Annotated in this window: 20 protein-coding genes and 1 riboswitch; of the genes, 11 read left to right on the top strand and 9 right to left on the bottom strand. The window is 35.1% G+C overall.

What is annotated here, in order from left to right:
* Positions 1-50 precede the first annotated feature (50 nt).
* The 5 genes from PP176A_RS07250 to PP176A_RS07230 all read left to right on the top strand — a co-directional run bounded on the left by PP176A_RS07250 (position 51) and on the right by PP176A_RS07230 (position 3,182).
* Positions 51-680, top strand: a complete 630-nt coding sequence (locus tag PP176A_RS07250) for a cyclase family protein (RefSeq protein ID WP_071139804.1) — start codon at positions 51-53, stop codon at positions 678-680.
* Entirely contained in the window at positions 677-1,540 is an 864-nt protein-coding gene (gene rfbD / locus PP176A_RS07245; protein ID WP_071139803.1) for a dTDP-4-dehydrorhamnose reductase, read from the top strand. The genes PP176A_RS07250 and rfbD overlap by 4 nt, the downstream gene beginning before the upstream one ends.
* 198 nt (positions 1,541-1,738) lie before the next feature.
* Positions 1,739-2,209 carry a GNAT family N-acetyltransferase gene (locus PP176A_RS07240; RefSeq protein ID WP_071139802.1) on the top strand — a complete coding sequence of 157 codons (471 nt, stop codon included), beginning with the start codon at positions 1,739-1,741 and terminating at the stop codon, positions 2,207-2,209.
* A gap of 159 nt (positions 2,210-2,368) precedes the next feature.
* Complete coding sequence (locus PP176A_RS07235) at positions 2,369-2,737, top strand: zinc ribbon domain-containing protein (protein WP_071139801.1); 369 nt, start codon at positions 2,369-2,371, stop codon at positions 2,735-2,737.
* 13 nt (positions 2,738-2,750) lie between these two features.
* Positions 2,751-3,182: a DMT family transporter gene (locus PP176A_RS07230; protein ID WP_071139800.1), complete on the top strand. Its 432-nt coding sequence runs from the start codon at positions 2,751-2,753 to the stop codon at positions 3,180-3,182.
* Between the two features lie 24 nt (positions 3,183-3,206).
* Here the strand turns inward: PP176A_RS07230 and purD are convergent, their stop codons facing one another.
* Genes purD through PP176A_RS07190 form a run of 8 tightly spaced genes read right to left on the bottom strand, consistent with a single transcriptional unit; the run spans position 3,207 to position 14,090 of the window.
* Positions 3,207-4,466 carry a phosphoribosylamine--glycine ligase gene (gene purD / locus PP176A_RS07225; protein WP_071139799.1) on the bottom strand — a complete coding sequence of 420 codons (1,260 nt, stop codon included), beginning with the start codon at positions 4,464-4,466 and terminating at the stop codon, positions 3,207-3,209.
* A 19-nt stretch (positions 4,467-4,485) separates the two neighbouring features.
* A complete protein-coding gene (gene purH, locus PP176A_RS07220; RefSeq protein ID WP_071139798.1) occupies positions 4,486-6,018 on the bottom strand; it encodes a bifunctional phosphoribosylaminoimidazolecarboxamide formyltransferase/IMP cyclohydrolase in 1,533 nt (510 codons plus the stop codon).
* Between the two features lie 4 nt (positions 6,019-6,022).
* The gene (gene purN / locus PP176A_RS07215) at positions 6,023-6,649 is read right to left on the bottom strand and encodes a phosphoribosylglycinamide formyltransferase (protein ID WP_071139797.1); all 627 of its coding nucleotides are present in this window, start codon (positions 6,647-6,649) and stop codon (positions 6,023-6,025) included.
* Entirely contained in the window at positions 6,637-7,680 is a 1,044-nt protein-coding gene (purM, locus tag PP176A_RS07210) for a phosphoribosylformylglycinamidine cyclo-ligase (RefSeq protein WP_071139796.1), read from the bottom strand. Before purM ends, purN begins: the two co-directional genes overlap by 13 nt.
* Positions 7,673-9,079: an amidophosphoribosyltransferase gene (gene purF, locus PP176A_RS07205; RefSeq protein WP_071139915.1), complete on the bottom strand. Its 1,407-nt coding sequence runs from the start codon at positions 9,077-9,079 to the stop codon at positions 7,673-7,675. The genes purM and purF overlap by 8 nt, the downstream gene beginning before the upstream one ends.
* A 25-nt stretch (positions 9,080-9,104) precedes the next feature.
* Positions 9,105-9,809, bottom strand: a complete 705-nt coding sequence (gene purC / locus PP176A_RS07200) for a phosphoribosylaminoimidazolesuccinocarboxamide synthase (protein ID WP_071139795.1) — start codon at positions 9,807-9,809, stop codon at positions 9,105-9,107.
* A gap of 14 nt (positions 9,810-9,823) precedes the next feature.
* Positions 9,824-10,312, bottom strand: a complete 489-nt coding sequence (gene purE, locus PP176A_RS07195) for a 5-(carboxyamino)imidazole ribonucleotide mutase (RefSeq protein WP_071139794.1) — start codon at positions 10,310-10,312, stop codon at positions 9,824-9,826.
* A 13-nt stretch (positions 10,313-10,325) separates the two neighbouring features.
* Entirely contained in the window at positions 10,326-14,090 is a 3,765-nt protein-coding gene (locus tag PP176A_RS07190; protein ID WP_071139793.1) for a phosphoribosylformylglycinamidine synthase, read from the bottom strand.
* A gap of 120 nt (positions 14,091-14,210) precedes the next feature.
* Positions 14,211-14,312: riboswitch (purine riboswitch) on the bottom strand.
* A gap of 302 nt (positions 14,313-14,614) precedes the next feature.
* On the opposite strand from PP176A_RS07190, the gene PP176A_RS07185 reads away from it, so the two are divergent.
* Positions 14,615-15,712, top strand: coding sequence for a radical SAM protein (locus PP176A_RS07185; protein WP_200796092.1), 1,098 nt, complete (start codon positions 14,615-14,617; stop codon positions 15,710-15,712).
* Between the two features lie 40 nt (positions 15,713-15,752).
* On the opposite strand, the gene PP176A_RS07180 is transcribed toward PP176A_RS07185, so the two are convergent.
* Positions 15,753-16,892, bottom strand: coding sequence for a glycerate kinase (locus PP176A_RS07180; protein ID WP_071139791.1), 1,140 nt, complete (start codon positions 16,890-16,892; stop codon positions 15,753-15,755).
* Between the two features lie 265 nt (positions 16,893-17,157).
* On the opposite strand from PP176A_RS07180, the gene PP176A_RS07175 reads away from it, so the two are divergent.
* From PP176A_RS07175 to ymfI, 5 genes are all read left to right on the top strand, one after another.
* Complete coding sequence (locus tag PP176A_RS07175; protein ID WP_071139790.1) at positions 17,158-18,129, top strand: dipeptidase; 972 nt, start codon at positions 17,158-17,160, stop codon at positions 18,127-18,129.
* A gap of 178 nt (positions 18,130-18,307) precedes the next feature.
* Positions 18,308-18,562 carry a hypothetical protein gene (locus tag PP176A_RS07170; protein ID WP_071139789.1) on the top strand — a complete coding sequence of 85 codons (255 nt, stop codon included), beginning with the start codon at positions 18,308-18,310 and terminating at the stop codon, positions 18,560-18,562.
* Positions 18,552-18,803 (top strand): type II toxin-antitoxin system RelE family toxin, encoded by a 252-nt coding sequence (locus tag PP176A_RS07165; RefSeq protein WP_083381842.1) that lies wholly within the window; start codon positions 18,552-18,554, stop codon positions 18,801-18,803. The genes PP176A_RS07170 and PP176A_RS07165 overlap by 11 nt, the downstream gene beginning before the upstream one ends.
* A 153-nt stretch (positions 18,804-18,956) precedes the next feature.
* Positions 18,957-19,526 (top strand): nitroreductase family protein, encoded by a 570-nt coding sequence (locus tag PP176A_RS07160; RefSeq protein ID WP_071139787.1) that lies wholly within the window; start codon positions 18,957-18,959, stop codon positions 19,524-19,526.
* Between the two features lie 145 nt (positions 19,527-19,671).
* Positions 19,672-20,406, top strand: a complete 735-nt coding sequence (gene ymfI, locus PP176A_RS07155) for an elongation factor P 5-aminopentanone reductase (protein ID WP_234958866.1) — start codon at positions 19,672-19,674, stop codon at positions 20,404-20,406.
* Positions 20,407-20,530 lie beyond the last annotated feature (124 nt).

Here is a 20,530-nt window from a genome sequence, read left to right as displayed (position 1 = left end):
GGCCTATAAATAAAAATATAGGCCTATTTTTCAATATGGAGGCTATATAGATGAAAATACATGATATATCGGTAAAAATAGAAAAAAACATGATGAAATATTATTCTTTGAGAGATGTGATTCATACTTTCGAAAGGGATTATTCGAAAGGTGATAATATGTCATTATCATCGATTTCTATGCAAATGCATTTGGGTACCCATTTAGATTCGCCATATCACTATATTAAAGAAGGAAAAAGAATTGATGAAATACCTTTGGAAAAATTTTGCGGAAAAGTACAAGTTATAGAAATAAATGAAAAAGAAATAAAAGCAGAAGATATTAAAACCAAAGGGATAAAATGTGATAAGCTGTTGTTTAAAACCCCTTATTCAAAGGATCTGAACAATAAAAACAAAGATGCATCTCTCAGCTATTTTTCTGAAGATGCCGCCGATTATTTAGCTGATACAAATGTGGATTTAATCGGAATAGACAGTTTTTCTATTGACAGAAGCGGTGCTAAAGAGAAATATGTTCACAAGAAGATATTAGGTGCAGGTAAGATTGCTTTAGAGGGAATCAATTTATATGATATAGATGAAGGATTTTATTATTTATATGCCTTTCCTCTAAATATAAAAGGTGCCGAAGGGGCACCGTGCAGAGCAGTGCTTATAGAAGGAGAGATATTATGAAGGTTTTAATAACGGGAGCAACAGGACTTTTCGGAGAGGACATAACAAGGGTATTTGCCGAAAAGCATGAAGTTATTGCGGTAATGGGGAAAAAGGAATTAGATATTACCAATGCCCAAGAAGTGTTTTCTTATATTGAAAAAGCAGAACCCGATTTAGTTATTCACAGTGCAGGATTTAGGATGGTGGATGAAGCTGAAAAAAATCCGACTAAGACAATTGCGATAAATTCTTTGGGGACTAAAAATGTGGCGCTGGCAGCTTCGAGATGCGGTGCAAAACTTATATATATAAGCAGTGATTCGGTTTTTGATGGAGAAAAAAATACTCCTTATAATGAATACGATAAAAAAAATCCGGTAAATGTGTATGGTTATAGTAAGCTTATGGCAGAAGAGGAAGCAAGGTGTTATAATAAAAAACATTTTATTGTAAGAGTACCGCTACTTTTTGGCGCATCAGGGCATAGGGAGAATAATTATATTTATATTATGCGAAATAAAATATTGAATGGACAAACATTGGAATATACAACCGATCAAATGTGTTCGCCGACCTATACGACAGATGTGGCAAAAGCTCTTTTGGATATGGCTGATACAGAATTCTACGGAGTATATCATATAGCCAATGAAGGTAAAGCATCAAGATATGAATTTTATAAAAAATGTGCTGAATTATTGGGGTTGAATACACAAAATATTATACCTGTGTTACAAAGTGAAAAGACTGTAAGAAGGCCTAAAAATACCATGTTTGAAAGTATTGCATATAAAATGACTTTCAACACTACGCTGAGAAAATGGGAATATGCCCTTGAGGATTGCATAGAGGAAATAAAAAATAATATTAAAAAATAATATATCCCTACCTTAAAAAAGTAGGGATATATTATTCTTTATATCCTTGACATTATAATAATAAGTAAATATCATATATCGTATAGTGATTTAAACAGTTTAATGAATTAGTCGTTAACCGTTCAAAACTTGACAGCACTCTCTTGCCTATTGGAGACGGGCTTATTGTTGCGGTAAAAAAGATGGGAGGCGGCTTTAATGAAAAATTATGTCTTGGGAATACTGACGGAGAACTATGCTAAGGAGATTTGTGATTGGAAATATGAAGGAGATTATTCCGTTTATAATTTTTCGGATTGGGGTACTGTAGTTAAAAACGGTTGGGACTTATCTTTAAGAGATAAAAGAGAAAAAGAATTTTTATCCATATTGCTTGATGGAGAACTGATTGCTTACGGAAGGATAATCGAAGATAGGGGAAAGACATTTATCGGCGTTGGATTAAAGCCATCCTGGTGCGGAAAAGGATACGGAAAGGACATTATGAACTTATTGATTGAAGAATGTAAAAAAAGATTTCCGGATAATCCGATAGCCCTTGAAGTTAGGATTTTCAACAAAAGAGCAGTTAAATGCTACCAGACCGTAGGGTTTCGTATTAAAGATAAGTATATAAAAAATACTTTCAATGGTAAAGATGAATTTTATTATATGGAGTATGAAAGGTGAAATCAAGTTCTCCTTAATATAAATTTTCCGTAAAATGGGGTTCAAAAAAGGCTTCCTTAATGTTAGTACTTTATTATAGAAGCCTTTTTTATAATTGAATATTGTTTACAGTTATAATATAATATGAACTAACTCTATAGTTAAATGAGGTGTAAAATTATGAAAAGCGTTAAGCCGGGCCGTGGACCTTCTGGGATGTCCTTTATAGGGTCCATATTTGCGGTGATATTTGGAATATTTTGGACTGCTATAGCTTTTAATATGACCGAATCAATTTTATTTCCCATGTTTGGAGTATTGTTTATAATAATGGGAATTGTTCAAGCTGTTTATCATTTCAAAAATGCTACGGGGAAAAATCGATTTTCGGAATTCGATATAACCGATTCTTCCGAAGAAGAAGATCCCATAGAAAAATGGGTGGATAATAAATCGAAAATATTATATTGTCCTTATTGCGGAGCTAAAATAGATAAAGAATTTTCATTCTGTCCTAAATGCGGTAAAAAATTGGACAATATTAAATGAAAGTGGTGTGGAAATGGTAGGAATTTTATTTTCTCTCCTTACGGGGATATTGGTAAGCCTTCAGGTAGTATTTAACAATCGCGTAAGTGACAAAATAGGGTTGTGGGAAACGACCGTAATTGTTCATGCTGTGGGACTTATTTTCGGAATTATACTTATGGCTGTCCTTGGCGACGGGAATTTAGGCAAGATAGGTGAGGTAAAAAAGCTGTACTTAATAGGCGGAATGTTTGGAGTAATTATAGTATACAGTTCTATGGTAGGAATAATCTTATTGGGAGCTGCTTTTTCGACTTCGGTGATGCTTATAGCTCAATTGATAGTGGCAACAGCTATTGATGCCTTCGGACTTTTTGGAGCATCTCGGATAGAATTTGATTTTACAAAGTTATTGGGAGTTTTGATTATGATAATTGGGATTATCGTATTTAAATTGAGAGGATGAAAATAAGGGGAACAGAGAAACTAATTAGTTTCTCTGCTCTTTTCCTATATCTTTTCTGTAAGCCATGTTTTCAAAATGTATTTTGTCTATGTTTTTATATACTTTATTTCGTCCTTCATTGAAATTGCCTGCAAGAGTGCCTACAGTGAGGACTCTTCCTCCGTTTGTAACTATTTTATCGGTTTTTCTCGTTCCCGCATGGAATACCAATATGTCCTTATCCAATGAATCCAGTCCGTATATGGCGTTTCCCTTTTCGTAGAATTCGGGATATCCGCCTGAAGTCAAAACAGTACAGATGCATACTTTATCTGTCCATTTTAAATCCTCTTCCGAGATGGTTCCGTCTATAGTCTTTAAAAATATATTGAACAGATCACTTTCCAATCGGGGGAGAAGAACCTCCGTTTCCGGGTCCCCAAATCTCACATTAAATTCTAAAACTTTTACATCATCCGATGTAATCATAAGGCCCACATATAATATTCCTTTATAATAAATTTTTTCTTCGTGAAGACCTATTAGTATCCTGTCTAATATCTCGGTTTTTATTTTATTCATTAACTCTTCGTTTAATATTTTATTGGGGGAAATAGAACCCATTCCTCCGGTATTAAGGCCCTTGTCATTGTCCAATGCTTTCTTATAATCCTTGGCACTCTCTAAAGGTATAATCTTTTTGTTATCAACCAAGCACATAAGAGATGCTTCAGTTCCCTTAAGATATTCCTCAATTATAATTTCATTTCCCGAATCGCCGAATTTTTTATTTTTGAGGATATCTTCAATTGCTTTTTTAGCATCATCAATATTTTCGCATATAATGACACCTTTTCCTGCCGCCAGTCCGTCGGCTTTTATTACTAAAGGAAAGGCAAATTGACTTAATCCATTTATTGCATCTTCTGCTTGATTGTATGTGGAATATCTTGCTGTAGGTATTTGATATTTTTCCATAAATTTTTTGGCATATTTTTTACTTCCTTCGAGCATTGCACCTTTTTTATTCGGGCCAAATATCTTCATACCATTTTCAGTAAATTTATCTGTTATTCCCAATACTAAAGGTACTTCCGGACCGACAACCGTCAAATCTATTTTTTCTTGGATTGCAAAGGATAAAAGAGTATCAATGTCACCGGGATTTATATTGACGCATTGGGCAAGTTGAGCGATACCTTCATTTCCGGGAGCACAAAATATTTTTGATACATTGGGACTTTGAGATAATTTCCAAACGATGGCATGTTCTCTTCCGCCTCCGCCTATAACAAGAACTTTCATGTTTTTACCTCCATTTATCTTAATGTTTGAAATGTCTCATGCCTGTAAATAGCATTGATATTTTATACTTATCAGCCATATCTATTGAATCCTTATCCCTTACTGAACCGCCCGGCTGAATAACAGCAGTAATTCCGGCTTTTGCAGCTGCTTCAATGCAGTCGGAAAAAGGGAAAAAGGCATCCGATGCCATTACACTTCCGCGAACACTTTCTTCACCTTGCCTTATGGCGTTTTCCAATGCCCATATTCTGCTGACCTGTCCGGGGCCTACAGCTACGGTTCCTTGATTTTTAGCCAATACTATGGCATTTGATTTAGTATTTTTGACTACCTTCCATGCAAACAATAAATCCTTCAATTCTTCATCGGAAGGTTTTCTTTGAGTAACTATTTTTAAATCCTCATACATTTTTCCCTGATTTCTGTCTTGAAGGAGAACTCCCCCCAATACTTTTTTCATATCATAAGTTGAATATTTGTTATAGTTTATATGAGGCAATCTTAATAATCTGATATTTTTCTTAGCTTCTAAAATTTTCAAAGCAGATTCAGAATAAGAAGGTGCTATAACAACTTCTATAAAAATATCTTTTATCATCTTTGCAGTATCAACATCTATTTCATCATTTGCGGCTATTATTCCTCCAAATATAGACTGTTTATCCGATTCATAGGCTTTTTTAAATGCTTCGGCTATATTTTTTCCGCTTCCTACTCCGCATGGATTGGCGTGTTTTACGGCTACAACGGTTGGAAGGGTAAATTCTTTAAGAATTTCCAATGCTCCGTTTCCGTCACCGATATTATTGTAGGATAGTTCTTTCCCATGAAGTTTAACTGCTTCCGAAAGTGTACCTGTGGTTTCCAGTTCTTCAGTATAAAATGCAGCCTCTTGATGAGGATTTTCTCCGTATCTCAAATCCTGTTTTTTTTCAAAGGTTAAAGTTACGGTATCCGGGAATTTAATATTCGTTTTTTTATTAAAATAGTGAGAAATCAATGCATCATAGTTACTTGTATGCTGAAAGACTTTGGCGGCAAGATATTCCCTTGTTTTGTATGATACTTCGCCTTTATTTTCAAGCTCATCTATTATTGTATTATAATCCTTCGGGTCTACTATTACCGTTACGAATTTGTAATTTTTTGCGGCAGCCCTTAACATGGAAGGTCCGCCTATATCAATATTTTCTATTATATCTTCATGAGTCGATTCTGCCTTTAGAAGGGTTTCTTTAAAGGGATATAAATTATTCACCACCATATCTATAGGCTTTATGCCCAATTCTTTCATAGTCTTTAAATGGTTTTCATCATCCCTTAATGCTAAGATACCACCATGTATTTTAGGATGAAGAGTTTTTACTCTTCCGTTAAAACATTCGGGAAATCCCGTGACATCTGAAACATCAGTAACTTTTAGTCCTGAACCGGAAAGAATCCTTGATGTTCCTCCCGTAGAAATAATCTCCCATCCCATATCGGAAAGCTTTTTAGCAAATTCTATTATTCCTTTCTTATCATAAACACTTATCAATGCCCTTTTCATATTTTCACTCCTTTATCGATACTTTTCTTCCGTCTATGGTTATTCTGCCTTCACAATATAATTTTACTGCTTCCGGAAGAAGTGTATGTTCTATTTTTAATACTTTATTTTGAAGAGAACCTACGGTATCACTTTCATCTATCATCACCGGCCTTTGAAGTATTATAGGGCCGGCATCTGCTTCTTCGTTTACAAAATGGACAGTAGCTCCTGTAACTTTTGCTCCGTAATCCAACACAGCCTTATGGACCTTTTCTCCATAGTAGCCCTTTCCGCAGAAACTTGGGATTAAAGAAGGATGGATATTTATTATCTTATTTTTGTATTCATTAATAAATTTGCTGCTCAAAATTTTTAAATATCCTGCCAATACAACAAGGTCCACATCTCTTTTTTTAAGCTCATACATAATCGCCCTGTTGAATTCTTCTTCATCTTTAAAGATTTTTTTGTCGATATAAGCGGTATCTATTCCGTTATTTTTAGCCCTTATAAGCCCGTAAGCATTTTTTCTGTTGGATATGACTACTTTGATTTTTGCGTTTATGTTTCCGGCATTTATATGGTCGATTAACGACTGGAGATTCGTTCCGTTACCGGATATGAGTACTCCCATATTTACCGGCGACATATTGACAGACCTCCGTTTCCTTTAATAACGCTTCCTATTATATAGGCTTCTTCATTTTTACCTTTTAAAAATTTTATTATATTGTCAGCGTCTTTTTCGTCAACTGCCATTACTATTCCTATTCCCATGTTGAATGTGGAATACATCTCATCGATATCGATATTTCCAAGTTCTTGGATGAGTTGAAAGATAGGAGGGATACTGACATGGTTTCTGTCTATAAAGCCTGTCAATCCTTCAGGGAACATTCTCGGTATATTTTCATAGAATCCTCCTCCGGTTATATGGCTGATTCCCTTTATATCGAATTTATCATTCAGTTCCGTTAAAGGGTCATAATATATTCTTGTGGGCTTCAGGAGTTCTTCTCCCAAGGTGGTACCCAAATCCTCTATATATTGATCAATTTTATATTTTTTAATATCAAAGAACAGCTTCCTTACCAAAGAAAATCCGTTACTGTGCAATCCGCTGGAGGGAAGGCCTATAAGAACATCACCTTTCTTAATTTTTTCTCCCGTTATGATTTTTTTCTTGTCCGCTATTCCTACGGCAAATCCTGCCAAATCATATTCGTCTTCTTTGTACAATCCGGGCATTTCCGCTGTTTCTCCTCCTATAAGAGCACATTTTGCCTTTATGCATCCGGTGGAAATACCTGATACTATTTTTTCTATTTTTTCGGGATTTAATATTCCTGAGGCTACATAATCCAAGAAAAATAGCGGCCTTGCTCCTTGACACAATATATCGTTTACACACATGGCCACACAATCCTGTCCAATTGTATCATGCTTATCCATCATGAAAGCAATCATCAGTTTGGTTCCCACACCGTCGGTGCCTGATAACAATACAGGTTCTTCAAATTCATTTTTATTTAATGCAAACATTCCGCTGAATCCGCCTATGTCCGACAAAACTCCTTCCGTAAATGTGCTGTGTACGTGGGCTTTCATGCGTTTAACTGCTTCATATCCCGCATTTATATTTACTCCCGAATCCTTATAAGTCAGTCCTTTATTATTCATCTAATTCCAACCCCTCTCTTGGTATTTCCATAGGATAATCTCCGTTGAAGCAGGCAGAACAGAACTGGTCGCTTTTCCCCGTGGATTTAATAAGACCTTCTTGAGATAGAAATCCTAAACTGTCCGCATTAATCATTTCACATATTTCATCAGAGGTCTTATTTGCACCTATCAGATATTTTCTGTAAGGAGTATCAATGCCGAAATAACAAGGGTATGATACCGACGGAGAGCTTACTCTTAAGTGAACTTCTTTAGCTCCTGCTTTTTTAAGCATATTTACGATTCTTTTACTCGTTGTCCCTCTTACGATTGAATCATCTACAAGAACTACCCTTTTTCCTTCAATATTTTCTTTTATAACATTTAATTTTATTTCTACTCCTTTTTCTCTTGCCTTTTGATTTGGACTTATAAATGTTCTTCCTATATATCTGTTTTTTATTAAGCCTATGCTGTAGGGTATGCCTGATTCTTCCGCATATCCTATGGCAGCGGGAGTACCGGAGTCCGGAACGGAGATTACCACATCGGCGTCTACCGGATATTCACTTGAAAGTATTTTTCCGGCTTCTTTTCTTGCGGAATAAACGTTTATACCGTCTATTATACTGTCAGGTCTGGCAAAATAGATAATTTCAAATATGCATAATTTTTTTCTGTTCCATTTATCGTTGAATATACTTCTTATGCCGTTTTTATCTATTATGACTATTTCTCCGGGTTCAATATCCCTTACAAGTTCCGCTCCTATAGCATCCAACCCGCAGCTTTCCGAAGAGAGAACGTATCCGTCATCTGTTTTTCCAAGGCAGAGAGGCCTTATACCCTGATTGTCTCTTACACCTATGAGTTTATCTTCCGTCATTATTATAAGGGCGTAAGAACCTTTTACTATTTCCATTACTCCCTTTATGGCTTTTTCTATATCATCTTTATAATACCTTGCTATCATATTAGCCATGACTTCACTGTCGTTTGTGGTTTGAAAAGACACTCCTTCTGATTCAAGGATCTTTCGTATACTTCTGGCATTTACTATATTACCGTTGTGAACCAGTGCCATTTCTCCGTTTTTACATTTGACAATCAGAGGCTGAGCATTTACCGCTAAACTTTCTCCTGTTGTAGAATATCTTACATGACCTACCCCTATATTTCCCTCTAATCTTTCCAATTTATTTTTATCGCTGAATACCTGAGATACAAGGCCCATATCTTTATAGCAGTCTATTTTACTATCTTTGCTTACGGCAATTCCGGCACTTTCCTGACCTCTGTGCTGAAGGGCATAAAGACCGTAATAGATCATATGGGAAACATTTTGCACTTTTGAATATACTCCCATAACTCCGCATTCTTCTTTTAACTTATCTTCATCCATCAAATCGAAACCCATTTTATGTTCCTCCTGACTGCTGCTTCTATTTAGATAACCTGGATAATACTTCCTCATAGGCTTCCTCCACATTTCCCAGATCTCTTCTGAACCTGTCTTTGTCTAATTTTTCATTAGTCTCAACATCCCAAAGTCTGCATGTATCGGGAGATATTTCGTCTGCAAGAATTACTTTTCCGTCATATAATCCGAATTCCAATTTAAAATCAATTAACTTCATCTTTTTTTCTCTGAAAAATTTAATCAATATATCGTTAATTTTAAAAGCGTAATCTTTTATTATATTCAACTGTTCATCCGTTGCAAGTTCCATGGCTTTTATGTGATAATCATTAACAAGGGGATCTCCGAGTTCGTCGTTTTTGTAGCTGAATTCAAGAACGGTACTTTTTAATTCGGTCCCTTCCTTAAGTCCGAGCCTTTTTGACAGAGAACCTGCCGCAACGTTTCTTACTATAACCTCCAAAGGAAGTATTTTTACGGCCTTCACGAGCATTTCCCGGTCGCTTAAAAGTCTTTCAAAATGAGTGGGGATATTTTCTTTTTCAAGGAGTGTAAATAATTGAGCCGACATTTTATTGTTTATTACTCCTTTTCCTACTATGGTTCCTTTTTTTACTCCGTTGAAAGCAGTAGCATCGTCTTTATATTCTACAATATACTTTTTATCATCATCGGTTTTAAATACCTTTTTAGCTTTACCTTCATATAACATTTCAAGTTTTTCCATCCCGACTACCTCCATTAAATTAATTTTTGTTGAATTTCTTTATCTTTTTCGTTGATTTCTTCCGCCATTTTTTTTCTGTATTCTCTAAGTTTTATTTTTAAATTTTCATCCTTTACGGATAATATTTGAATTGCTAAGAGAGCAGCATTTTCCGCTCCGTCTATTGCCACGGTAGCCACGGGAATACCTTTAGGCATTTGAACCGTAGATAACAGAGAATCCAGTCCGTCCAAAGTCGATGATTTTATCGGCAATCCGATAACCGGTACAATACTTACTGCCGCTATTATTCCTCCAAGATGGGCAGCCTTTCCTGCAGCCGCTATTATTACATCAAAGCCGTTTTTTTCTGCATTTTTTCCGAATTCAACTGCTTCATCCGGAGTTCTGTGAGCCGATATAACTCTTACTTCCGTGCCGACTCCGAATTCCTTTAAAATTCTAAAACTTCTTTCCACTACGGGAAGATCAGAATCACTTCCCATAATTATTGCGACTTTCATAATACTTCCTCCCTTATTTAAAATAGCTGATTCCGGCCTCAAACAATCTTTGATCCGATTTGCCGGCGATGTTTTTATATAGATGCTTTCCTATTCTTTCCGAATGTCCCATCTTGCCTAATATTCTCCCATCAGGGCTGGTTATTCCTTCTATACATTGGAAAGACCCGTTGGGATTGAAGCTGCCGTCATAATTGGCGTTTCCGTAGAAGTCAACGTACTGAGTAGCTATTTGCCCATTTTTTGTCATTTCTTTAAATATTTTTTCGTTTGAGATCAATCGTCCTTCTCCATGGGATATAGGAATGGTAAATATATCTCCTACTTTTACATTGCTGAACCAAGGAGAAAGATTGGAAACCACTTTTGTTTGAACCATACGGGATATATGCCTTCCGATTTTGTTAAAGGTCAATGTAGGAGATTCCTCATCCATTTCTCTTATTTCCCCGTAAGGAAGGAGGCCTAACTTTATAAGGGCCTGAAATCCGTTACATATTCCCAATATGAGGCCATCTCTATTATTTAAGAAATTAGTTACTTCTTCTGCTATATATGGATTTTTGAATACAGTTGCTATAAATTTTCCGGAACCGTCAGGCTCGTCTCCTGCACTGAATCCTCCAGGCAGAGCTATAATTTGGCTGTTTTTGATCTTTTCTGCCATTGATTTTATAGAGTCCTTTATATCCTGAGGAGCTAAATTTTTGAATACGAAGATGTCAACATCGCCTCCCGCCTTTTCAAAAGCTCTTTTCATATCGTATTCACAATTTGTTCCGGGGAATACGGGGATGAAAACTTTTGGCTTTGATGTTGAAAATTTTGCCTTAAATGTATTCTCCCTTTCATAGCTGATATTTTCAGCACTATCATTTATGCTTCTTCTTATGGGAAATACATTGTTTAAAGGTTCTTCCCATTTTTTTATGGCACATTCCAAGTCTATCTTGGTGCTATTTATATTTATTACCGAATTTTTATTTGTACGTCCGATTATTTCATATTTTAAATTTCCCAATAGTTCATTTAAATTTTCTTTTTCATCTATTTCCAAGATTATTGAGCCGTAGTCGGGAGAAAATAATTTTTTTCTTGTCATTTCACGGGTAAATACCATCCCTATCTTGTTTCCGAAGGCCATTTTGCTTATTGATGCAGCTATTCCGCCGATCCCTATGGTATAAGCCGAGAGTATTTTTTTATTTATAATCAATTCATGTATTGCCGAAAAATTTTTATTGAGTGTTTCAAAGTCCGGCAACTGATTTTCTTTTCGCGGAGATTTGATTATAACAATTTGACTTCCGACTTTTTTAAACTCCGGCGATATTATGTTTTTCGCATTGCCTACACATACGGCAAAGCTCACTAAGGTAGGAGGAACATTTAAATCGTTGAAACTTCCCGACATGCTGTCCTTTCCTCCTATGGCTGCAACTTTAAGATTTTTCTGTGCTTCGTAAGCTCCCAATAGAGCAGACAGAGGCTTTCCCCATTTTTTATCATCAGTTAATTTTTCAAAGTATTCCTGAAAGGTAAGTTTTATATTTTTGTGATTTCCTCCCATTGCCACAATTTTTGCGACTGAATCAACTACCGCATACATTCCGCCATGGAATGGACTCCAAGTGGAAAGTTCGGAATCGAATCCGTAAGCCATGAGGGTACATGTATCTGTATATCCTCTTAGAACGGGAATTTTAGCCGTCATTCCCAAAGAAGGGGTGAGCTGATATTTTCCTCCGAAAGGCATCAATATAGTACCGGCACCTATGGTGGAGTCGAATCTTTCGACTAATCCCTTTTGGCTTGCTACATTGATGCTTTTTAAATTATCTATAAAAGCAGTTTTTAAAGAATTTTTATTTAAACATTCGGGGATTGTATTAAAATAATTTTCAGAATCGGGTTCTTCCACATAGACATCAGTGTTTTGCTGAGCGCCGTTGGTATCTAAAAATTTTCTGTCTATATCCAATATTTTTTTGTTTTTCCACATCATCTTTAATCTGTTGTCGTCCGTTACTTTTCCTACTATTGTTGCTTCGAGATTTTCTTCTTCCACATATTTTTTCATCAATTCTAAATCTTCTTTGTTTATTACTACTGCCATTCTTTCTTGAGATTCGGATATGGCAAGTTCGGTTCCGTCAAGACCTTCATATTTCTTCAATACATTATCCAAATTGATTTCTATACTGTCAGTCAGTTCCCCTACAGCCACCGAAACTCCTCCGGCTCCAAAGTCATTACACCTTTTTACTATTTTACTGAATTGAGGATTTCTGAATAATCTTAACAGTTTCCTTTCTGTTGGAGCATTTCCTTTTTGTACCTCTGAGCCGCAGGTCAATATGGATTTGTCCGTATGGGATTTAGACGAACCGGTAGCTCCGCCGCAACCGTCTCTCCCTGTTCTTCCTCCTATTAAGATGATTAGATCTCCTGTTTTTGGCTTTTTTCTTATTACATTTTCTTTTTTGACAGCTGCTATTACCGCTCCTATTTCCATTCTCTTTGCTACATATCCTTCGTTGTATATTTCAGATACATGACCTGTAGCTATGCCGATTTGATTTCCGTAGGAGCTGTATCCTCTGGCGGCTTCCGTAGTTATTTTTCTTTGGGGAAGTTTTCCGGGAAGAGTGTCTTCTATACTTTTTCTCGGATCTCCGCTTCCTGTAACTCTCATTGCCTGATATACATAGGCTCTCCCTGATAGGGGGTCTCTTATAGCTCCTCCCAAACATGTTGCAGCGCCGCCGAAAGGTTCTATTTCGGTAGGATGATTGTGAGTTTCGTTTTTAAACATTACAAGCCATTTTTCTATTTTACCGTCTACATCCACATCTACATTTATACTGCAGGCGTTTATTTCGTCGGAATCGTCCAAATCATTTAACAATCCTCTTTTTTTAAGTTCTTTCATTCCGATAACTGCAATATCCATCAGACAGACATTTTTTTTACTGTTGCCGTAAACATATTCCCTTGTACTGAGATATTCTTCATATGCTTTTTTGATAGAATCACAATAAAAGCCCTTATCGAAATTTACGGAATTTATTTTTGTCTGGAAGGTGGTATGCCTGCAGTGATCCGACCAATAAGTATCTATGACTTTTATTTCAGTTATAGTGGGATTTCTCTTTTCCGTGAGCTTAAAATATTCCTGGCAGAACTTAATATCCTCGATGCTCATGGCAAGACCCAAAGTATTTTTAAATTCTTCCAACTCTTTGGGGGATTTTTCGATGAACCCGTCTAATGTTATTACATTGTCGGGAGAAATTATTTCATTTTCCAGATTATCAGGTTTGGTTAATTCTGCTTCTCTGCGGTCTACAGGATTTATACAATAATGTTTAATCTTTTTAAATTCTTCATTTGTAATATTTCCCTTAAGAATTATTATTTTTGCCGTATTTATAATCGGTTTTTCTTTTTCCGTCAGTATTTCGATGCATTGGACGGCAGAATCCGCTCTCTGGTCGTATTGACCGGGCAGATATTCTATCCCAAATATTTTCCATTCATCTTTTGTTTCTATTTTTTCTTCATATACCGTATCCACATTTGGTTCAGAGAATATGGTTTTTAATGATTTTAGGTATGCATCATCGGAAATTTCCTGGATATCATATCTGTTTAAAATTCTTACTTCTTCCAATCCTTTTATGGATAAATTTTGTTTTAAATCATTATATAGCCGTTCTGCTTCTATGTTGAACTTTCTTTTCTTTTCTACAAATATTCTTCTTACCGGACTATTCACAATTATACCTCCTAAAAAATAATAAACCCAGGCAGAGTAAGATCACTACAAGTGAAACCTACCCCCTGGGTTTTATCCTGAAGGCATTACATAAGCAATACAAATAAGCACCTTCGGAATCCTAAGTGCATTTTCATTCATAGTCAAGTAATTTACGGTCACTTGGTAGAGACTTCTCAGCCATATTGTGAGATTTATATGAACGTACATTATATAAAATTGTCTTACAATGACATAATATCAGTAAAAAAAAGATAAGTCAATAGAAAATTATTCATATAATAATAAACAATAAAAGTTTTTTTATATTTATTGTTTTTTTATTGACAAGAAATCCGTATACCTCTAAAATTAGAGATGTATATTGGATATATTGATTTTAATGTTTTTTATCTTCACTTTAAGTTAAGGTAAATAGGTTAAGCTGTGGGAGCATATCGCCGGTTAAACAGGTGATATGAGGGGAGAAGTATTACTGCTTATTGATGAAGTTCTCATATAACTTAATTTTGGAGGAAATGAGTATGAATTTGATGGAATATATGAATGGTGGAATTGAACGAATTGTTCGGAAGGCATTAAAGTCGTCTTTAAAAAATCCTCGTGAAAGTGCTTTTCTCTTAAGATATATGATTGCGCAGAAAGATGCCGTAAAAAAACGTAATCAGTTGGAATCACAAGGTACACATATTCCGTCTTTTCTGATTGCAAGTATTACGACACAATGTAATATGTTTTATAAGGGGTGTTATGCAAGGGCAAATCAATCCTGCAGTACTTACCCTCAACAGGAGAAGCTGACTTGTGATCAATGGAAACGAATTTTTCAGGAAGCCAATCAGCTCGGGATCTCGTTTATTCTTCTTGCAGGAGGAGAACCCCTTTTGTCCAGATGTATTATAGAAACAGCAGCTGAATTTCCCGATGTTATTTTTCCTATATTCACGAATGGAACTATTATGGATGAATCGTATATTGATTTATTTGACAAGAATAGAAATCTTGTTCCGGTCTTCAGCATGGAAGGCGGCCTTATTGAAACGGATAAAAGGCGGGGAGAAGGAGTATATACGTCATTGGTCGGGAAAATGAAGCAAATGAATACTCGGGGAATATTTTATGGTACTTCTATTACCGTCACTATGGAAAATTTGGATGTTGTAACGAGTAAGGAATTTATCGACACATTATATAAAGAAGGATGCGGCGTTGTATTTTATATTGAATATGTTCCGGCTGAACCTTCAACTGAAAATCTTGTTTTGACCGAAGGAGGAAGAAAGATCTTAGAAGAACGGCAGGATATTTTAAGAAAACAGTACGAAGATATCATCTACTTATCATTTCCGGGAGATGAAAAATACATGGGAGGATGCTTGGCCGCAGGCAGGGGATTCTTCCATATAAATACTGCAGGCAGAGCAGAACCTTGTCCTTTTTCTCCTTATTCTGATATGAATTTAAAAGATTGTTCCTTGTTAGAAGCACTTCAATCTCCCCTTTTTCAAAAGCTGAACACCCAAGGATTGATGAATGAAGAGCATGAGGGAGGTTGTGTACTGTTTGGGAAACAGGATGAGATAAGGAAATTGCTGGGATATAACGACACAAATATAAAATAAATCTTATCAATAAAAAAGAAGTATCTTAATACTTCTTTTTTTAGATATCTTGAGATGCCTTTATTAGCCTGCCGATGTTTTGGCTTGTTGTTTCAACATTTTGAGAACCGTCTTTAAGAGCATGTTCTAATGTGGTGACTTTGGAGAGTATATTAAATATTGCCGTTATGCCGTGATCATACAGTTTTTCATATCCCTTTCCGATTCTGCCCGCAAGGACTATGACGGGAACATTGTATTTCTTTGCCACGGAAGCTACTCCAAAAGGGGTTTTCCCAAAGAGAGTCTGAGAATCTATGCTGCCTTCTCCCGTAAATACAAAATCTGCATCTTTTATATGAGATTCCAAATTGGTGTAATGAATAATGAGATCTACTCCCCTGACCAATTTTGTATCGAGAAAAGCTAAAAGGCCTGCTCCTAATCCTCCTGCTGCCCCTGCTCCGGAAATATTTTCAACATCCTTTCCGATTTGTTCTCTTATCACTTTAGCATAATGTTTTAAATTATTATCCAATTCTTTCACCATTTCTTCAGTTGCCCCCTTTTGGGGACCGAATATATAGGAAGCCCCTTCTTTTCCTGTTAAAGGATTGGTTACATCGCAGGCAACTTCTACTTTGACCTTTGATAATCTGGAATCTAAATTGCTTATATCAATTTTGTGAATTAAATTCAAATTTTTCCCGCCTCTTGGAATTTCCTCATTATTTTTCGTCAGAAACCTTACGCCGAGAGCCTGAAGCATTCCGGCGCCTCCGTCATTAGTTCCGCTTCCTCCGATTCCGATTATCAGATGATTTGCGCCTTTCTCAAGGGCGGCTTTAATTAATTCGCCGGTACCGTAAGTAGTGGTTACAGATGGATTTCTTTTATCTTGGGGAACCAATTGGATACCGCTGGCTGATGCCATCTCTATTACAGCTGTCTTTTTGTCTCCAAGGATTCCAAAGTTTGCAACAACAGGATTTCCTAATGGATCCGTAACTGATACATTATAAATTTTTCCCGATGTTGCTTCAACTAAAGATTCAACTGTGCCTTCTCCTCCGTCAGCCATTGGGATTTTTATATACTGGGCCTGAGGGAAAACAACCTTTAATCCTCGTTCCATGGATTCGGCAACTTCCTTAGCACTCATGCTTTCTTTAAAAGAATCCGGAGATAATACAAATTTCATCTATTTATTTCACATCCTTTTTCGTCATTCTCTATTCTTTTCCGCAATATTGCTTTACTTGTCGCATAATTTATACAATTATTATATAATATTACTGAAGTAATGTCACTTAAAACAACAAAAGTTTTAAAGTGATGGACTGCTGCTTAGTATTACAATTAAGTTATATTATAATATAATTAATCTTATTAAAAATTAATAGTGTATAACTGATTTAAAAATTTTTGATATTAAATATATAATATTAAAATTAGGAGGTAATATTATGGTATTTGACGGACATTCGGATATTCTAACAGATGTAGCTATTAAAAGGCTTAATGGTGAAAAAAATGTTTTTAGAAATCATCATCTTGAAAGATTAAAAAAAGGGGAAGTGAACGGAAGCATATTTGTAGTTTGGGTAGATCCTCCTTATACGGACGAAAATCCCGCTTGGAGAATGCTGGAGATTTTAGGAGCACTGTCCGAGGAAATTAAAGATATGAAGGATTATGCAGAGATCGCCCATAATTATGAAGATATGAAGAGGATACAAGACCAAGGAAAATTTGCGATAATTCTTGGAATAGAAGGAATGAGCGGGCTTAGAGGAAATACAAGTTTAATAACAATGTTATATGAATTTGGAATAAGACACGGGATGCTTACTTGGAATGAAGAAAATGAGTTTGCTACCGGAAGCAACGGAAATCCTGAAAGGGGCATAACCCAATTGGGAATTAAAGCACTTCATAAGATGGAGGAACTGGGAATGATAATTGATGTATCCCATGGAAATGAGAAAACTTTTTGGGATATATGTAATCATACACGAAAACCTTTTATCGCTTCTCATTCTAATGTTTATAATTTATGCCAATCCAAAAGAAACTTAAAAGATGACCAGATAAAAGCTATTGCGGAACGTAATGGAGTTATAGGAATGAATTCATGGCCGGACTTTATAGATAAAAAAAATCCGACGGTAGAAAGATTGGCAGATCATATAGATTATATAGTAAATTTGGTAGGAATAGATTATGTCGGATTCGGATTTGATTTTTGTGACTTCTTATCTGGAGATACCACCAATAGTTTTCAAGAAAGTGAAACTACAATGGCAAAGGGAATCGAAGATGCATCAAAGATACCCCAACTGATTAAGATATTATCAGATAGGGGATATGGTCAAGAACAGATAGAGAAGATTACCCATAAAAATTTTGAAAGAGTAATAAAGGAAATACTGAAATAAACTATTTATAGTAGTTAAATATTATAGTGTAAATTTTAAAAGTATATCTTCTTTTCAGAAAGGATAGAATTCCGATAGTTTAAATGAAATATTTTGTGCTATAATATATATAAATTATGAATAATTTTTTTAGTAATATTTTTTAGAAAAATATTACTAAAAAGGGAGGGAAAAAGGCATGACCCTTGAAAAAAAAATTGAACAAATATTAAAAGACGAATTGAGGCCGGAGAATATTAAAACCATTATTGACATGGCTGAATTTCTAAAATTTAAAGAGACTCAGGATAAATGGAATGAAATAAACGAACAGGAGCATGAATATATAACTGAAGAAGAACGTCTTCAGTTAGAGAAGATTAAATTAAAAGGTGAATTTATCGATCAAGATGACATTTTAAAAGAATTAAAGGTTAATAAAAATGAGATATAATATTAAATATGAGAAAAATTGTCTCAAGTATCTAAAAAAATTAGATAAAAATACACAGTTAAGGATAATTAAATCTATAAATCAGCTTCCATTTGGAGATGTTAAAAAATTGCATGGGAATATGGAAGATTACAGATTGAGAGTTGGTAAATATAGAATTATATTTAGCAAAGATGAAAAAAATTTAATCATAAATATTATTCAAATTGCATCTCGAGGAGAAGTTTACAGTAAATTATAAATTAATTTTCTAATAATATTGCAATAAGAGCAGTAGGTTTTATGTGGAAAAGCTTACTGCTTTAATTTTTATATTATTTATTGAAGAATGTTGTTAGGTATGACATACTATAGTTAAAATGAATTTGAATAAAATTAAAGGGGAGGGTTAAAAATGATTCGTGATTTGATATTAAAAAATCGTTCTTATAGGAGATTTTATCAGGATGAAAAAATTGAAAGAAAAACTATTGAAGAACTAATCGATTTGGCCAGATTATCATCTTCAGGAGGAAACCTCCAGTCTTTAAAGTATATTATTTCCTGTGACGATGATAAGAATAAAATCGTATTTTCCCATTTAAAATGGGCGGCATATTTTAAAGATTGGGAAGGGCCGGAAGAAGGGGAAAGACCTTCGGCATATATTATAATGCTGAGGGATAATAAAATCAGTAATAATCAACTTTGGGATCATGGAATTGCTTGTCAGAGCATACTTTTGGGAGCAGCTGAAAGAGGGCTTGGAGGCTGTATGTTTGGTTCGGCAGATAAACAAGGATTGAGAAAAGATCTCCGTATACCTGAGGAATATGAAGTATTGCTTGTGATTGCTTTAGGAAAGCCGAGGGAAAAGGTTGTTCTCGAGGAGCTGAGGGAGCCTAATGATGTTAAATATTGGAGGGACGAAAATCAAGTTCACCATGTTCCAAAAAGAAAATTGAAGGATATAATATTGGATTAACACAAGGGGACGGTTCTTTTGTGCTGTTCTTATTTAGGAAAAGAGGTCATCCACGGAACTCTTTTCCTATTTTTTTCTTTGACATTATAGAAATTAAATAATATTATGTATTTGAACATTTTCTATTACAGAAAGGGGAATAATTGTGAATAAAACAGCTATTATAACAGGAGCATCTAAAGGAATCGGAAGACAGATGGCGAAAGCTTTTGCTGAAAACGGATATAACTTGTTAATAAATTATAATAATTCTAAAAAAGAAGCGGAAGAACTGTGCCAGCAATTGAATTCAAAAGGAATAATAGCTTATGCTTACAGAGCTGATGTTTCGGATAGAAAACAGGTGGATTCCATGGTTGAATTTTGTATAAAAAGATTCAGAAACATAGATTTACTCATTAATAATGCAGGTGTTGCTCAATCTATACTTTTTACAGATATTACTCAGGATGATTGGAAGAGGATGATTGATATCAATTTAACCGGAGTTTTTAATTGTACTCAAAGTGTGGCTAAATATATGATATCCGAGAAAAAAGGAAAGATCATTAATATTTCTTCCATATGGGGAATGGTAGGAGGATCATGTGAGGTTCACTATTCCACAGTAAAGGCAGGAATTATAGGATTTACAAAAGCATTAGCTAAAGAACTCGGCCCTTCTAATATTCAGGTTAATTCCATAGCTCCGGGAGTAATACAGACCGATATGTTAAAAGGGCTAAATGATAAGGATTTGGAAGAATTAAAATATGATACGCCCCTTATGAGACTGGGAACGGCTGATGATATTGCAGAATGTGCTTTGTTTTTGGCATCCGATAAAGCGGATTTTATAACAGGCCAGGTAATAAGCCCTAACGGAGGGTTTGTAATATAATTTCATTCTAATTGAATTTCCAAAGAAGGCTTCCTTGATTTATTAACATTATTATTAATTTTTAATAAAAACCTTTTTTATAAAAATATAAATATTTTTGTTTACAAATATAAATATTGTGATA

The sequence above is a fragment of the Sporanaerobacter sp. PP17-6a genome (assembly GCF_900095615.1).
GTDB lineage: Bacteria > Bacillota > Clostridia > Tissierellales > Acidilutibacteraceae > Acidilutibacter > Acidilutibacter cellobiosedens.
This window is presented reverse-complemented; position numbering and strand designations above follow the sequence as displayed.

Bases quoted from the DNA above. Each gene is read 5' to 3' on its own strand.
- purN (WP_071139797.1), bottom strand. From the start codon at position 6,649: ATGTCGCCGGTAAATATGGGAGTACTCATATCCGGTAACGGAACGAAT.
- PP176A_RS07165 (WP_083381842.1), top strand. From the start codon at position 18,552: ATGAGATATAATATTAAATATGAGAAAAATTGTCTCAAGTATCTAAAA.
- purD (WP_071139799.1), bottom strand. From the start codon at position 4,466: ATGAAAGTTCTTGTTATAGGCGGAGGCGGAAGAGAACATGCCATCGTT.
- purC (WP_071139795.1), bottom strand. From the start codon at position 9,809: ATGGAAAAACTTGAAATGTTATATGAAGGTAAAGCTAAAAAGGTATTT.
- rfbD (WP_071139803.1), top strand. From the start codon at position 677: ATGAAGGTTTTAATAACGGGAGCAACAGGACTTTTCGGAGAGGACATA.
- PP176A_RS07235 (WP_071139801.1), top strand. From the start codon at position 2,369: ATGAAAAGCGTTAAGCCGGGCCGTGGACCTTCTGGGATGTCCTTTATA.
- purM (WP_071139796.1), bottom strand. From the start codon at position 7,680: ATGAATAATAAAGGACTGACTTATAAGGATTCGGGAGTAAATATAAAT.
- PP176A_RS07250 (WP_071139804.1), top strand. From the start codon at position 51: ATGAAAATACATGATATATCGGTAAAAATAGAAAAAAACATGATGAAA.
- PP176A_RS07185 (WP_200796092.1), top strand. From the start codon at position 14,615: ATGAATTTGATGGAATATATGAATGGTGGAATTGAACGAATTGTTCGG.
- PP176A_RS07160 (WP_071139787.1), top strand. From the start codon at position 18,957: ATGATTCGTGATTTGATATTAAAAAATCGTTCTTATAGGAGATTTTAT.
- purE (WP_071139794.1), bottom strand. From the start codon at position 10,312: ATGAAAGTCGCAATAATTATGGGAAGTGATTCTGATCTTCCCGTAGTG.
- purH (WP_071139798.1), bottom strand. From the start codon at position 6,018: ATGAAAAGGGCATTGATAAGTGTTTATGATAAGAAAGGAATAATAGAA.
- PP176A_RS07175 (WP_071139790.1), top strand. From the start codon at position 17,158: ATGGTATTTGACGGACATTCGGATATTCTAACAGATGTAGCTATTAAA.
- purF (WP_071139915.1), bottom strand. From the start codon at position 9,079: ATGGGTTTCGATTTGATGGATGAAGATAAGTTAAAAGAAGAATGCGGA.
- PP176A_RS07240 (WP_071139802.1), top strand. From the start codon at position 1,739: ATGAAAAATTATGTCTTGGGAATACTGACGGAGAACTATGCTAAGGAG.
- PP176A_RS07230 (WP_071139800.1), top strand. From the start codon at position 2,751: ATGGTAGGAATTTTATTTTCTCTCCTTACGGGGATATTGGTAAGCCTT.
- PP176A_RS07170 (WP_071139789.1), top strand. From the start codon at position 18,308: ATGACCCTTGAAAAAAAAATTGAACAAATATTAAAAGACGAATTGAGG.
- PP176A_RS07180 (WP_071139791.1), bottom strand. From the start codon at position 16,892: ATGAAATTTGTATTATCTCCGGATTCTTTTAAAGAAAGCATGAGTGCT.